The sequence below is a fragment of the Sphingomonas sp. ASV193 genome (assembly GCF_040203355.1).
GTDB lineage: Bacteria > Pseudomonadota > Alphaproteobacteria > Sphingomonadales > Sphingomonadaceae > Sphingomicrobium.
In genome coordinates this window covers 545,758-560,002 of the sequence record NZ_JBEHBW010000001.1, presented here as the reverse complement: position 1 = coordinate 560,002, position 14,245 = coordinate 545,758, and the positions used below count along the sequence as shown (strand labels likewise).

Here is a 14,245-nt window from a genome sequence, read left to right as displayed (position 1 = left end):
CCGTTCGAGGAAAGTCGTAACGATCGACCTAACGCGCCAGCTGCTCTATCCGCTCACCCCAGTGCATCCGGTGGGCCAGCCAAGTCGAGCCGAACACCGACAGATGCGTGTCGTCGCGATAGACCGGCTGGCCGTCGACGTCGAACCGGCATTCGCCTTGCCGGTCGCAGAGCCCTTGATCGAGTCGGATCACCGGAATACCGAGACCAACTTCGAAGCCGTCTAGCAAGGGGCGATAAGCCTGGATGGTGGCGGCCTGCGAATTTAGCGACGCGCGGCAGCGCGACCAGGATAGCGTCGGCCGACGCTCCTGTGCCCGTATCCAGCACTCCCCCAGGTCGGCATCGGCGGGGGGGGTCATCCCGATCACGACGACCCGCTTGCGCAACTTGTGAAGTCGGTCGACGAGCCGTTTCTGAGCGGCCAAGGTCGGGCCGACGCCGAGCGGCGCGCGACGTAATTGCTCGCCATTGCCGGCAAGGGCAAAAGCGCTGAACGGCGGAACCGTGCGGAAATATTGGGCCGACAGGACGACGACTTGGATCTCGGGATGCACCTCAAGGTAGCGCATCACGGCGCGGTTGAAGGTTAAGCACTGGCGAGCGAAATCGCGATCCTGCGGCCCGTCGAGGCCGACATAGTCGGTGAACGGCGAGCAATGTCCCGCGCTTGCCTCAATGAACGGACGGCGGGTCACGCTTGCAAGGCCTGGGGCGACGTGCGCCGAATAGCTGTCGCCCCACAACAACATGGTCGGCGTGCCAGGCGTGCGGCAGGTGGCGGTGAAGCGAAATTGCTGGTTGAAGCAGTCGTCAGCACCCAACCCCGCCACCGGCGCTATCGCCCTTGTGGTACTATGATAGGGCCAGAGCGACGACCCGGCGACCCCCAAACCGGCAAGCGCGGCCGTCGCGCAGAACACGGTCGCAGCAAGCCGCCACCCGCCGAGGCTGGACCCGCGCACCGGTTCCTCGACGAGCCGGTAGCTCAGTTCCGCAAGGACCAGCGACGCGATAATCAGCCCGAGCGCCCAGTTCAAAGGCAAATCGCGGGACAAGAATGCGACGCGCGCGAAAGCGAACAGGGGCCAATGGACGAGGTAAAGCGAAAAAGAGATGTCGCCGGCTCGGATCACCGGGGCCAGTACGCCGGCCCGGTCGACCGGTCGCCGGCCCAATATGACGATGGCGGTCAGCAGGCAGGTTAGCAGCGAGCCGAGTGCCGACGGCGGTCCGGGCGTCGGCACCAGCATCGCCGCCACGAGAAGTAAGACGGACGGGATGACAAGTCTGCGCATCCGCTCGGTCCAGGCATGGCCGGCGACGAGCGCTGCCATCGAGCCGATCGCCAGTTCCCAGGCCCGGAACGGGAGCCAGAAAAAGGCCACCGACGGCCTTGTGAACCATAGCCACGCCGCGCCCCCCAGGCTGGCGACGCCGGCAAGGCCAAGAAGGGTCAGCCACCAGCGTCGTGGGCTAAGGATCAGCAGGAGCGGGAAGAGCAGGTAATATTGCTCCTCGATCCCCAGCGACCACATGTGGAGGAGCGGTTCGAACTCCGAATCGGGATGGAAATAGCCGGTCTGCCCCCACAGTACATAGTTGGCCGAGAAGCCGAGCGAGCCCAACAGCGTCTTGAGAAAGATGGCGTATTGGCGCGAGCTGAGCAGGACGATCGCGGCGAGGGTGACGACCAGCAAGGTCACGAAAGTGGCAGGCAGGATGCGGCGGGCGCGCCGGATGTAGAAGCTGGCGAAGGAGAAGCGTCCCGCGTCAGCCTGCCGGGCGATTATCCCGGTAATGAGGAAGCCCGACACGACGAAGAACAGGTCGACGCCGAGATAGCCGGCGCGGGCGATGCCGAGGCCCGAATGATAGAGCAGCACCGCCAGCACCGCTAACCCGCGCAGCGCTTGGATGTCGCCGCGGTAAGTCGACTTGGCGGGGGCAACTGTGTTGTCTTGAACGACGCTACCTAAAGACAATGCATCCCTGCTCATGCGCTGACGCCATAGCACCGCCAGACATTCCGTCTATCTTTACGCCGTGGCAATCGCCACAGGTCCACGCAACGCACTGCGGCTTTGCCAGTACGATCGAGGGCTGGACTGTTTTGAAGAACTTTTGCTGATGCGTTCCATAATCGGCCCGATCCAGCGTGCACTGATCGAACATCCCGGCATAGCCTTGATGAAGGATGCCAACTTATATCCTTGGCAGGCCGAATCGCTTCTTTGGGCAAGGAAACGGAACCTTCTTAGTCCGGCGAAATCACTAGGGTACCTTGCACCAGACAATCCTCGCTTAATCGAAATCAAAAAGCGCTATGCTGCTTTCGACAGGTGGGTGACGAACGAACTGGTTTGGTCGCCGAAAATTTTCAGGGACTACCGCCAAACGGACGCTCGTCGCGCGGCAGCGGCCGTCGGAGTCGCCTGGAAAGCCAATGGCGGAGCGGTTCGTCATAGATTTTGAGGGCGAGCGCACTGACTGTGACCGCGACCAGCAGGTAGACCGGACCCGGCGCGAGCCACAGGCCAAGCAGACCGTAGATCGGGACGTGCAGGATATAAAGCGGGTAGGACAGGTTCCCGCTGACCTCCGCCAGCGGGAAAGGCCTCGCGCGCGCCGCGGCCGACAGGATGAATGGGAAGGTGGCGATGACGGCCAGCTGGAAGAATGGCGAAGGAATCGGCAGGAGCAACTCGACCAGTAGGATCAGCGCGAGTACCGGCCCCGGGCAGTCGATTCGGATCGGATGCCGAAACAGATAAGTCCCGACCGAGAAGCCGAAAAGGACGCGCACCAGGCCGTAATGAAATGCCGGGAGGGCCCAACCCGAATCGAGGGTCCCATTGTGGATGGCGGCGACGACCAACGCGACCGGCGTCAGGATGAGCAGCCCGATCGAGACGATCCGGAATCGTCGCCACAGCCCTACCGCCAGAAGCGCACTGCCGATGAATTCGAAGAGCAGTGACCACTGCGGACTGTTGAGCGGATAGAGCCTCGTTCCGACACGGGGGATCATGAATGCGCCCCAAAGCCACAAGGGTCGTAAGCTAATCGCGCCGATCAGCGTGCCTAATACGATGAGCGGCAGCAAGCGGACGCACCGGGCGAGCATGAACCGACCGATGCCGAACCCAGCGAACAGGCGTTCGCTATAGGCATACATGAGGACGAAGCCGGACAGCATGAAGAAGAAGTCCACTGCTAGGGTCGCGTTGCCCACCGGTCGAAAATGGGTGGTCGCCACGATGATCGCGGCGACTCCGCGGAGGCCATCGAGGGCGACGAAACGCCCGTGTTTCGCCGGACCCGCCTGTTCCGGTTTCCGGCCGTTTGAAGATCGCTCAACAACGGCGAGAGATCCGTCCTGCGTTGGTGGGCCGCGATCCGCTCTCAACCAATCCACGATTTTCACCAAGATGGACGCTCCGACACGGGGACTTACAGGCGCTGCCACGTCTGCGGGCAACGATCGTCGGCGTTGGAGGCCATGCCTACGAACCATGTCGCCGGGGCGATAACGGTTCGCCCACCCGGGTGATGTCGGTCGCCCAGCCAGGCGGCCCACCAGCTGAAGCTGCTGTTCGCAATGATCGCGTGGCGGCAGGCGGCCATCAGGAAAAGATCCTGCCACGCCTCGTCGCCCCGATTCCAGTCGACCACGGTCAGCCGATCCCCCCACGCCGCGAATGCCTGCCGGCACCAGTCGGGATCGTCCGAAAAGACGTAGATGCGTGTTTCCGGGTCGGTCGGAATCCTGCCGAGTGCCTCGTCATACCAGGCCGAGCCGATGACGCCGTGGACGGCGTGCTGGGCCGAGAGATAGTCGCCGCGGCGCACATGAACGGCAATGCTTTCGGCTGACCTTATGTCCCTGAGGAGCGCTTGGTTGCGGTCGGACAGCGGCGCGCGCGGCGCGAGCTCCGCCGCGATCTCGGCGGCCCGGTCGTCGAAATAGCGCCAGCTTTGCCAATAGCCCATCAGGTAGGCCTGATCGTCGGCGTCGATCACCCGCGGATCGAACGATAGGCTGTCCTCGCGCAGCGGCCTCCAGCCGCCGAGCCGGCGGAGCATTGGCTGCGGTCGGCGGGCAGCTATCAGCCGCAGCCGCTCGACCGGACCGGCGGGACGAGCGACGATTCGGAGCCGGTCGAGCTCGTAGAAGCGCTGAACCGCCGCGTCGCCGCCACTGCCAAAGGTCGAGTGATCGAGGAGCAGGCCGGTGCCCCGGCGAAGCGCAAGGGCGCGCCCGGCGGCGTACTGGAACATCTGGTTTCCCAGCCCGCCGATCAACATAGTCGCGATCACTGCCGCGGGCCATCTTCAGGTTTCGCAGGATTACGGAAACGTTGCGTCGACGGTTCAAGCATCGCCTTGGCCTAGCCAGCGGATTTCCTCAGGTCCAATTCTTCCTACATGACGCGAGTCGTTGCTACCCACTGGTCTTGCCTTTAGGAGCCAGCCATTCGCGAGAGAGCCTCGCCTGTAATTGCCTGGGAGGCGGTGACCGATGCAGAAATCCATGTTCCGAGCGGCGTTCGACTGCGCTTATCCATCGATGCTTCGTTTTGGCCTCGACCCGCTCAAAAAGCGGGACGTCAGAAATTTCCCTCGGTTCTGGCGCGAACGGCGACGATTCATCGAGCAGGGGGGCAGGGTCGACGAATCTTGGCCGATACTGGGCGACTACCGGGAGAACAGCGGGTCGCTCGACGCTCATTACTTTAATCAGGATTTGCTCGTCGCGACGATGATCCACGAGGCGGCGCCGGCCAATCATTGCGATGTCGGGTCGCGGATCGACGGGTTCGTCGCGCATGTCGCCACGTTCAGACCTATCGACGTGATCGATATTCGGCCCCCGCCGAATGTCGACCATCCCAACATCCGCTTTCACCAAGCGGACCTGATGAACCCACGGCAATCGCTCGCCGGCTCATTCGATTCCGTCTCGTGCCTGCACGCGCTCGAGCATTTCGGACTTGGCCGGTATATCGACCCGATCGATCCGGCTGGTCATCGAAAGGGTTTCGAGGCGATCCTGGCGCTCGTCGCGCCGGGGGGGACGGGCTTATGTAGGTCTTCCGGTCGGTCGGCGACGAACCGTGTTCAACGCTCATCGGGTTCTCGATCCACTGGACCTTGTCGAATGGAGCGCTGACGACGTGATGCTTTCGCGGTTCGACTTCATCGACGATTCGGGACGCCTGCATCGCGACACTACGCCCGGCGACGCGAAGAATACCGACTATACCTGCGGAATCTATACATTCGATCGTGCCGAAAGAGGGAAAAGCCTCCGTGACTAAGACTGCCTTGATTACCGGGGTGACCGGACAGGACGGCGCCTATCTTTCCCGGCTGCTCCTCGAAAAAGGCTATGTTGTCCACGGCATCAAGCGGCGGTCGTCGTCGTTCAATACGGCCCGGATCGACGACATCTACCAGGATCCGCACCTCGCCTATCGCGATTTCATCCTCCACTATGGCGATCTGACCGACGCGACCAACCTGATCCGCATCGTGCAGGAAGTGCAGCCAGACGAAATCTACAACCTCGGCGCGCAAAGCCATGTCGCGGTGAGTTTCGAAACGCCCGAATATACGGCAAATTCGGACGCGATCGGCACCCTGCGACTGCTCGAAGCGATCCGCATCCTCAAGCTCGAGGAAAAAACCCGTTTCTACCAGGCGTCGACCAGTGAACTATATGGCAAGGTCGTCGAGACTCCGCAGTCGGAGACGACTCCGTTCCACCCGAGGTCGCCTTACGCGGTCGCCAAGCTTTACGCCTACTGGATCGCGGTCAATTACCGCGAAGCCTATGGTCTCCACGCATCGAACGGCATTCTGTTCAATCACGAATCGCCGCTGCGGGGCGAGACGTTCGTGACCCGCAAGATCAGCCGTGCCGCCGCCGCGATTTCGCTCGGGCGGCAGGACTGTCTGTTTCTCGGCAACCTCCACGCGACTCGCGATTGGGGCCATGCCCGCGACTACGTCGAGGGGATGTGGCGGATCCTGCAACAGGACGTCCCCGATGATTATGTCTTGGCGACGGGCGTGACGACGTCGGTCCGTGACTTCGTCGACTGGTGCTTCGCCGACGTTGGAATGGCGATCGCGTGGGAAGGATCGGGTGTCGACGAAATCGGACGATGCCGGAAAACGGGAAAGACCGTCGTCGCGGTCGATCCGCGTTATTTTCGCCCGGCCGAGGTCGATACGCTCCACGGAAACCCGGCCAAGGCGCAGCGCGTGCTCGGCTGGCGACCGACCACCGACGCGCGTGCGCTGGCGCGCGAAATGGTCGAGGCCGACCTCGTGCTGATGCGCGACGCGCCGCTCGGGCTTTCGAACTGATGTTCTCGCTCGAAGGAAGACGGGTCTACGTCGCCGGGCATCGTGGAATGGTCGGGAGCGCGCTCGTCCGGCGATTGGCGCGCGAGAACGTAAAAATCGTGACGGCGACACGGCAGGAACTTGATCTTCGAAATCAAGCCGACGTTAGAGCCTTTTTCAGTGAGCAGCGACCCGACGTTGTAATCCTCGCCGCCGCGAAGGTCGGCGGCATCCTTGCCAACGATAGCTATCCTGCCGACTTCCTGTTCGATAACCTGTTGATCGAAACGAACATCATCGAGGCGGCGCACCGGGGGGATGTTGCCAAGCTGCTGTTCCTCGGGTCGAGCTGCATTTACCCCAAGCTTGCGCCGCAACCGATTGTCGAACAGGCGCTGCTGACCGGCCCGCTCGAGCCGACGAACGAATGGTACGCAATCGCCAAGATTGCGGGCATCAAGCTCGCGGAGGCATACCGGCGGCAGCATGGTCGCGACTTCATTTCGGCTATGCCGACCAATCTTTATGGACCCGGGGACAACTTCGACCTGGCGAGCAGCCATGTGATGCCGGCGCTGATCCGCAAGGCGCACGAAGCAAAGTTACGCGGCGACGAGGATCTTACAATCTGGGGCACTGGACGCCCACGACGCGAATTCCTTCACGTCGACGACTGTGCTGACGCCTGCGTGACACTACTGCTTCGCTATTCGGAGGCGGGGCACGTCAATGTCGGCTTCGGTGACGACGTGCCGATCCTCGAGCTTGCCCGCATGGTCGCGCAGGTCGTTGGGTTCGACGGAAGTATCGTCACCGATCCGTCCCAGCCCGACGGGACGCCGCGCAAGCTCCTCGACAGCGGGCTGTTGCGAAGTCTTGGCTGGGCGCCCCAGATCGGCTTGCGCGAAGGCATCGCGGCGACCTATCGCTGGTTCCTCGAAAACGAGAAGGATCAAGGCCGACGGGAAGCCAACAGGCTTAGTGCGGCCCGCGCCTGAGCGCGCCGCGCAACGCCAGGATCGCTCCGGTCATGCGCCCCGGTAGGAGAGCCAAGACTTGCTCCGAGCGCCCCGTCGCCGTGCCACGCCGGGCCGCCAGTGCGATGAGTCGTCGGGCACCCTCTCGATCGCCCGCGACAAGCCGCTGCCGGATCGCGTTTCGCCGCCACTGATCGCGAAGTGCGCGGATCGCCGCATGCCGGTCGGCGAGACCCGGATCGGCGAGCGCAGTGGCAAAGCGATCGAACACCGGTTGCTCCTGTTTGTCGACGGGACGGCAGCCGAGCTGGTCCATCTCGCCGCCGGTATCTTGTCGATAGTGAGCGGTGACCCGGTCGGATCGCGCAACATCGCCCTTCAGCGCCAGGCTGACCCATAGGTCGACGTCCTCGCCGGGGCAGAAGGCGCCGAAGCCCCCGATCGCTTCGAAAGCTGACCGCCGCACGGCGCAAGCCGAAGTCCACACCGGCTCGCCGACGCGCGCTTCCTGAAAATAGTTGATCTTTCGTGCCGCAACGGGGGAGCGATCCGTGGTGAGCGTCTGGCCGCCGCAAAAGCGTCGGTGGCCTGTCGCGATGAGGTCGGCGTCAGGGAAAGCGTACGCGACCTCGGCGAGAGTGGCGAGGTGATCGCGCGACCATTTGTCGTCGGCGTCGATGAAGGCGATCCAGTCGGCATCAGTTGCCGCCACGCCGCGGTTCCGGGCCGGGCCGGGGCCGGCATTGGGTTGGCGAAGGAGGCGGACCTGTTCGCCGAAGCGACGCTCTACCGCCTCGGGGCCGCCGTCGGTCGAGCCGTCGTCGACGATCACCACGTCGAGCGGGGCAAGCGTCTGCGCGAGGACGCTGTCGATCGCCTCGGCGGCATACTCGGCCTTGTCGAAAAGGGGCATGACGACGGCCACCCGGAACGGCGCGGCGGTCATGACCGGCGGGGAGGGTTCATCTCGGCATAGCTGCCGATCGCCTCGATCCGGCCGTTGGCGAGGCGGACGACCCGGTCGCACCCGCTCAGCGTCGTCAACCGGTGCGCGATCATCACGATGGTCAGGTCGCGACCGAGGCGCTCGACCGAGGCCATTACCGCGCGCTCGGTATCGTCGTCGAGCGCGCTGGTCGCCTCGTCGAGCACCAGCACGGTCGCCCTCTTGTACAGCGCCCGGGCGATACCGATGCGCTGGCGTTGCCCGCCGGACAGGCGCATCCCGCGCTCGCCGACGCGGGTGTCGAGCCCTTCGGCCAGCGCGTGAAGGAAATCGTCGAGGCCGGCGTCGGCGGCCGCACGGCGCACCTCGTCACGGTCGATTTCGGCGGCCGGCTGGCCGAAAGCGATGTTCGCGGCGACGCTGTCGTCGGCGAGGAAGATCGTCTGCGGCACATGCGCGATCTGCGCGCGCCAGTTGACCAGACCGGCAAGATCGAGCGGCTGGCCGTCGATCAACAGGCGGCCTTCGGTCGGCGATAGCAGGCCCATCAGTATGTCGACCAGCGTGCTCTTGCCGCTGCCGGTCTTGCCGACTAGGCCCATCCGCTCACCGCGGGCGATATCGAGATTGATGCTCTGAAGCGCGGGGCGACCAGTCGCATAGGAGAAGCTCAGCTCGTCGAAGCGGATCGAGCGGCGAAACGGCACGGGGTTGACGGCGGCAGCAAGCTGGTTGGCTTGGTCGACCGGTGTGTCTAGCAGCCGAAGGACGTTGTCAACGCTACCGCCGTAGAGCCCGAAGTTCGAAATGCCGACGTAGATCTGCTGGACCATCGGCAACATCCGCTGCGCTCCGAGGGCCATCGCGCCGAGGACCGGGAGCGCCCCAACGAGGCCGTTCGGCTGAAGGCTGAACCATAGCGCGAGCGCGGCGACGAGGACGATCGCGACACCCTCGACGAGCAGTCGGGGACCGATCTGGATCATGTTGCCGACGATGGTCATGCGCCGGAAATTGTCCTCGACCTCGAGAAGGCGACGCTCGAACACCGCCTCTGAACGGTCGAGGATGATGTCACGAATGCCGCCGACCGACTCTTGCAAGATCCGCACGCGTGCTTCGTAGGAGCCGCCGATCGCGCCGGAGATGGCCGCGACCTTTCGACGCGCAGCAAACGAGATGAGCGCGTAAGTCCCGCCGATCGTGACAATCGCGATCAGCGCGGCGCCTGGATTGAGCAGGAAGAGGAAGATTCCCATCGCCGCCGCCATCAGCGCTGACGTCGCGCTGAGCATCAGCGGGTTGAGCACGGTCGAAACGACCATCCGGATCTGGTCCTGGCCCGAGATCAGCGCGCTGCTGTTCTGTTTCAGATACCAGCCGTAGGGCTGGCGAAGCGTTCGGCCGAAAATGGTCAGCGCGAGATCCTGCTCGAGCCCGTAGACGAACTTGAAGCTGGCCCAGTTGAGCGCGAAACGAACGACCGTCGCCGCCACCGCCGCGATCGCCAGCAGCAGCGCGGCGGCCCCGACCGGCCCAAGCCCACTGACCGTTTCGATCACGCCGAGAATATCGCTCGCCATTCCGAGCCGGGTCGCGCGCGACGGGTCGGCGGCGAGCGCGAGCAGCGGCAACACCGCGCCGATCGTCACCAATTCGGCGATCGCGCCGAAAATGGTCAGGACGAACACCACCGCCACCTGGACGCGGCGGATCGGCGTCGCGGCGGCGAGCAGGCGCCGGCATTGCGAAACGATCAACATCATCGTTCGTCACCTACGCGCATTGCCCTGGGCTCTAAAAGCCGATCGTGAAGAGCCGCGAGTTCGAGCGCAAGCCTATCGTAATCGAATTGCTCGGCGCGGGCGCGGCCGTCGCCGGCGAGCGTCACGCGGACCGGAGCGTCGCCGACCAGGCGTTCGAGGCTCGCGGCGATCGTCTCCTCATCGGTGGGGTCGAACATCAGCGCCGCCTCGCCGACGATCTCGCGGAACACCGGCAGGTCGCTGATCGCCATCGGCGCGCCGCTCGCCATCGCTTCGAGGAGGGGAATGCCGAACCCCTCGAACAGCGACGGGAAGATGAAGCCGAGGCAGGTGGCGTAGAGTGCGCGGACCTCGGCGTCGTCGAGGCCGCTTTCGATGACGACCGAGTTGCCGAGCGACAGCCGCTCGATCAGCGCGTCGAGCGTCGCGCGCTCGCCGCTGTCGCGGCCGACGATCCGAAGCGCGAGATCGGGATGACGCGCACGCAATCGCGCGAAGGCGGCGATCAGGCGCGCGTAATTCTTGCGCGCCTCGAGATGGCCGACCGCTAGTAGGAAGGGGCGACGGGCGGCGGCGGGGGCGAGCGGCCATGCCGTGAGGTCGATCCCGTTGTGGATGCGCTCGACCCGCTGGCCGGGTACGCGCCGGCGAAGGGCGTCGGCGACCTGGTCGGACACGGCGAGCGCGACGTCGGCGCGGCGGACAAGCGGTGCGAACACCAGTCGCTCGACCCTGCGCTGGAGCGGGCCGCTGCGGTCGCTGTCGAAATCGTGCACCGTCATCACGGTCGGGCAGCGCGCCCCGAACGCGCCGGGCAGGTTAAACTGTTCGAACAAATCGAGCCGGTCCGTCGCGAGCGCGCCCTGCCAATAGGCGAGCCCGCCGAGGAAGCGCGGCCAGCGCCGGTCGGACGGGAGGGGGGTGGGCCGCGCCTCGACATTCGGCCGTTCGAACCAGCGGGCGACGCGGCAGTCGGCGGGCTCGTAGACGATGAAGCGATCGTCGGGCCGCCGCGCCATCAGCGCCGAATACAGGCCGATGAACCGCTGCCGGGCGCCCGACGGGCGATCGTTGAAGCAGGTGGCGTTGAGCCCGATGCGCCGAGGGGCGCTCACAGCCCGAGCAGCTCGAAATGGCGCGCGATCACGGTCGATTCCTCGAACGGGCGAACCGCTTCGGCGAGCATCTCCTTCGCGATCGGGGTGTCGAGCGCCCTTTCGATCGCGTCGGCGATCGAGGCGGAATCGCCGACCGTGGCGAGATAGCCGTAGCGGCCGTCGCCGAGCAGCTCGCGCGGGCCGGTCGGGCAATCGGTCGCCACCGGCGTGCAACCGGCGAGCATCGCCTCGACCAGCACGTTCGGCATCCCTTCGACGGTCGAGGACAGCACCGAGGCGTCGGCCCTGGCGAAATAGGCGAGCGGGTTCGCGCGGTGGCCGGGGAGGCGGATTCGGCCGCCTAGCCCGAGCGCGGCGACCCTTTCCTCGAGCTCGGCGCGCTGCGGGCCTTCGCCGAGGATGATCAAGCGCACCTCGCGGCCGCGCGTCCGGAGTATCGCGATCGCGTCGATCAGCGTCGCGAATCCCTTCCACGGCTGGAGACTGCCGACCGCGACGAGCACCGGGTGCGTTTTGTCGTTCAACCAGGGATCGTCGACCGGCTCGGCGATGCGCGCGCGCGACGCGGCGTCGTCGACGATGTTGTAGACCGCCTGGTGTTTAGGATCGCGGAACACGCGGCGATATTGCTCGACCATGTCCTTGCTGACACAGGTCAGCGCGTCGGCGCGCCACGCCACCGAGCGGGCGAGATGCTTCAACACCCACCGCTTGGTCAGCGGCTTATTCGAATAGGTATCGAACGGCGTGACCCGCGACGAGCCGCTGATCTTCGCCGTCGAGCGCGTCACCAGCGCGGCGAGCAGGACGAGCGTGTTGAGATGGTCCTCGGCCGAGAAGACGACGTCGGGCCGTTCCTTGCGCAGGTAGCGGGCGATGGGGCCGAACATCCCCACCGCGCGGCGGCGACCGACGACCACTGTCCGCACGCCCTTGAAATCTGGAAGCGCGAGCCCTTCGTCGACGTTGCCGATCATCAGTGTCACGCGGTGCCCGGCACGCGCCAGCGCGCGGGCGAAACGCTGCTGCGCGAGCGAGACGCCGGCGATGTTGAGACGCGGGGTCACGACGAGAATGTCGAGCGGCTTGCTCATGACTGGAGGATGATCCTCAAACGCTGCCGAAGGGCGGCGGGCGAATAGTCGCTCTCCCACCGCGCACGCAAGGCTGGATCGAACGGCGGCGGGGGCGCGGCGGCGACCGCGGCGATCGCGGCGACAAAATCGTCCGCCGTCTCGCAACATGGTTCGCCGAGCGATTCGTAGCCGGTGAACGCCTCGGCGGTGCCGATCACCCGCTTGCCGTGCATCAGCGCCTCGGCGACCTTGGTCTTCATCCCCGACCCGTCGAAGATCGGCGCGACCACCGCGGTCGCCCCGGCGTACCAGCCCGACAGATCGTCGACCGCGCCGACGATGGTCAGCCGCTCGCTGTCGAGCGCGCTGAGGTCGCCGAGCCCGCGCCCGACGACCATCGTGCGAAGCGCGGCGCGCGGCGCGACCTTGTCCGCGAACCACGCGATCCCGGCGCGATTGGCGTAGAAGCCGCCCCCGACGAACAGCAGATAGTCGTGTCCCGCAGGCTTTGCATCGGGCGCGTAACCGTCGGCGATCGCCATCGGCAAAACCGCCTCCGCGGCGCGCCCGTAGAGCCGCTCGAACTTGCCCGAATCGCGGCGGTTGATCGCGACCAGCGTGTCGCTGTGGCGGACCGCGGTGCGCTCGGCGGCGATGTTGGCGGCGAGCACGGCGAGTGCGCGCGCGCCCGGGGCGCGGCGAAGCGCGTCGGTGAAGAAGCGCCGCTCGACATTATGCGCGAAGCTGACGACCCGGGTCGATGGCGACACGCGCTTGATCGCCGCCGCCAGCCGCCCGAGGTTGGTCCCGTCGAGCCAGACCGTATCGACCTCGCGCGCCAGCGCGGCGATCCGCGTCTCGCTGGCGGCATCGATCCCGTCGATTCGCCCGCGCAGCGCGTCGAGGGTCGCGCGCACTCCCGACGGGGGCCGTCGTTCGAGCCGCTCGACCCGAAGCCCGTCGCCGACCAGGTCGCGCAGCGCCGCTTCGTGGAGCGCGCTTAGCTGCTCGCGACCGCCGACTGCGCCCGAAACGGGTGCCACGAACAGCAGGCGACGGGTCATGACGGGTCGCGAAAACGCGCGGCGAGGGCGTCGATCGACTCGTCGTGGGTCATGTCGAGGTGGAGCGGGGTGACCGAGACGAAGCCGTCGGCGATCACTTCGAGGTCGGTGCGGTGCCCGGGGGTCTCGACCGTCCGCCCGAGCCCGAACCAGAAATAGGGGAAACCGCGGGGGTCGGTCCGCTGGTCGACGTTGAGCCGGCCATAGTCGCGGCGACCCTGCCGGCAGACCCGCACCCCCCTGACCGCGTCGGGCGCGAGCGCGGGGAAGTTGACGTTGACCAGCGTGCCTCTGGCCATCGGCCCGGCGATGATCGCGCGGATCACCGGCTCGGCCCAGGTCTCGGCGGCGGCGAACGGGACGCTGTCGCCCATTCCCTGCCGCGCATAGGCCTGGCTGAGCGCGATCGACGGCACCCCGGCGAGCGCCCCCTCCATCGCCGCCGAGATGGTGCCCGAATAGGTCGCGTCCTCGGCGAGATTGGCGCCGCGGTTGATCCCAGACAGGATGAGGTCGGGCGGGCTGTCCTTCATCAGGTGGGCGAGCGCCATCATCACCGAATCGGTCGGCGTTCCGTTGACCGCGAAGCGCCGTTCGCCCAACGGACGTAGCCGGATCGGCCGGGTAAGCGTCAGCGAGTGGCCCGCGCCCGACCGCTCCTCGCTCGGCGCGACCGACCAGATATCGTCCGAAATTCGCGCCGCGACCCGTTCGAGCAGCGCGAAGCCGGGGGCATGGATCCCGTCGTCGTTGGTCAGGAGGATTCGCATTCGCGGCGACATGGCCGAGCCGGGACCCGCGCACAAGCAAATGCGCTTTTGATGCAACAGCTTGGGGCTAATCCGCGATGGCTACAGTCAGTCCTTGTTAAGTGACATAGGTTTAATTATTCCCCCGATTGAGAGTCCGGCTTCCATGGCTAAGTGCTTTGAAAGCCTTGTGATT

General features: G+C 65.6%; 12 protein-coding genes. 3 read left to right on the top strand and 9 right to left on the bottom strand.

Annotated elements, in window-relative coordinates; all coding sequences use genetic code 11:
- Window positions 1-28 precede the first annotated feature (28 nt).
- The 3 genes from ABDK56_RS02880 to ABDK56_RS02870 all read right to left on the bottom strand — a co-directional run bounded on the left by ABDK56_RS02880 (window position 29) and on the right by ABDK56_RS02870 (window position 4,304).
- Window positions 29-1,999: an acyltransferase family protein gene (locus tag ABDK56_RS02880; RefSeq protein ID WP_349806562.1), complete on the bottom strand. Its 1,971-nt coding sequence runs from the start codon at window positions 1,997-1,999 to the stop codon at window positions 29-31.
- 380 nt (window positions 2,000-2,379) lie between these two features.
- Window positions 2,380-3,426 carry an acyltransferase family protein gene (locus tag ABDK56_RS02875; RefSeq protein ID WP_349806817.1) on the bottom strand — a complete coding sequence of 349 codons (1,047 nt, stop codon included), beginning with the start codon at window positions 3,424-3,426 and terminating at the stop codon, window positions 2,380-2,382.
- Window positions 3,427-3,452: 26 nt separating this feature from the next.
- Window positions 3,453-4,304: an alpha-1,2-fucosyltransferase gene (locus ABDK56_RS02870; protein ID WP_349806561.1), complete on the bottom strand. Its 852-nt coding sequence runs from the start codon at window positions 4,302-4,304 to the stop codon at window positions 3,453-3,455.
- A 217-nt stretch (window positions 4,305-4,521) separates the two neighbouring features.
- On the opposite strand from ABDK56_RS02870, the gene ABDK56_RS02865 reads away from it, so the two are divergent.
- The 3 genes from ABDK56_RS02865 (at window position 4,522) to fcl (ending at window position 7,351) form a co-directional block, all read left to right on the top strand.
- The gene (locus ABDK56_RS02865) at window positions 4,522-5,172 is read left to right on the top strand and encodes a class I SAM-dependent methyltransferase (protein WP_349806560.1); all 651 of its coding nucleotides are present in this window, start codon (window positions 4,522-4,524) and stop codon (window positions 5,170-5,172) included.
- Between the two features lie 140 nt (window positions 5,173-5,312).
- Window positions 5,313-6,374: a GDP-mannose 4,6-dehydratase gene (gene gmd, locus ABDK56_RS02860; protein ID WP_349806559.1), complete on the top strand. Its 1,062-nt coding sequence runs from the start codon at window positions 5,313-5,315 to the stop codon at window positions 6,372-6,374.
- Complete coding sequence (fcl, locus tag ABDK56_RS02855) at window positions 6,374-7,351, top strand: GDP-L-fucose synthase (RefSeq protein WP_349806558.1); 978 nt, start codon at window positions 6,374-6,376, stop codon at window positions 7,349-7,351. Before gmd ends, fcl begins: the two co-directional genes overlap by 1 nt.
- Here the strand turns inward: fcl and ABDK56_RS02850 are convergent.
- The 6 genes from ABDK56_RS02850 to surE are packed head-to-tail and all read right to left on the bottom strand — an operon-like array spanning window position 7,332 to window position 14,070.
- Entirely contained in the window at window positions 7,332-8,276 is a 945-nt protein-coding gene (locus ABDK56_RS02850; RefSeq protein ID WP_349806557.1) for a glycosyltransferase family 2 protein, read from the bottom strand. The two genes, fcl and ABDK56_RS02850, sit on opposite strands and share 20 nt — an antisense overlap.
- On the bottom strand, window positions 8,273-10,042 hold the full coding sequence (locus tag ABDK56_RS02845) for an ABC transporter ATP-binding protein (protein WP_349806556.1): 1,770 nt from the start codon (window positions 10,040-10,042) through the stop codon (window positions 8,273-8,275). The genes ABDK56_RS02850 and ABDK56_RS02845 overlap by 4 nt, the downstream gene beginning before the upstream one ends.
- Window positions 10,039-11,157 carry a glycosyltransferase family 4 protein gene (locus ABDK56_RS02840; RefSeq protein WP_349806554.1) on the bottom strand — a complete coding sequence of 373 codons (1,119 nt, stop codon included), beginning with the start codon at window positions 11,155-11,157 and terminating at the stop codon, window positions 10,039-10,041. Before ABDK56_RS02840 ends, ABDK56_RS02845 begins: the two co-directional genes overlap by 4 nt.
- On the bottom strand, window positions 11,154-12,254 hold the full coding sequence (locus tag ABDK56_RS02835) for a glycosyltransferase (protein ID WP_349806552.1): 1,101 nt from the start codon (window positions 12,252-12,254) through the stop codon (window positions 11,154-11,156). The genes ABDK56_RS02840 and ABDK56_RS02835 overlap by 4 nt, the downstream gene beginning before the upstream one ends.
- The gene (locus ABDK56_RS02830; RefSeq protein WP_349806550.1) at window positions 12,251-13,300 is read right to left on the bottom strand and encodes a glycosyltransferase; all 1,050 of its coding nucleotides are present in this window, start codon (window positions 13,298-13,300) and stop codon (window positions 12,251-12,253) included. The genes ABDK56_RS02835 and ABDK56_RS02830 overlap by 4 nt, the downstream gene beginning before the upstream one ends.
- Window positions 13,297-14,070 carry a 5'/3'-nucleotidase SurE gene (gene surE / locus ABDK56_RS02825; RefSeq protein WP_349806548.1) on the bottom strand — a complete coding sequence of 258 codons (774 nt, stop codon included), beginning with the start codon at window positions 14,068-14,070 and terminating at the stop codon, window positions 13,297-13,299. The genes ABDK56_RS02830 and surE overlap by 4 nt, the downstream gene beginning before the upstream one ends.
- Window positions 14,071-14,245: the final 175 nt, after the last annotated feature.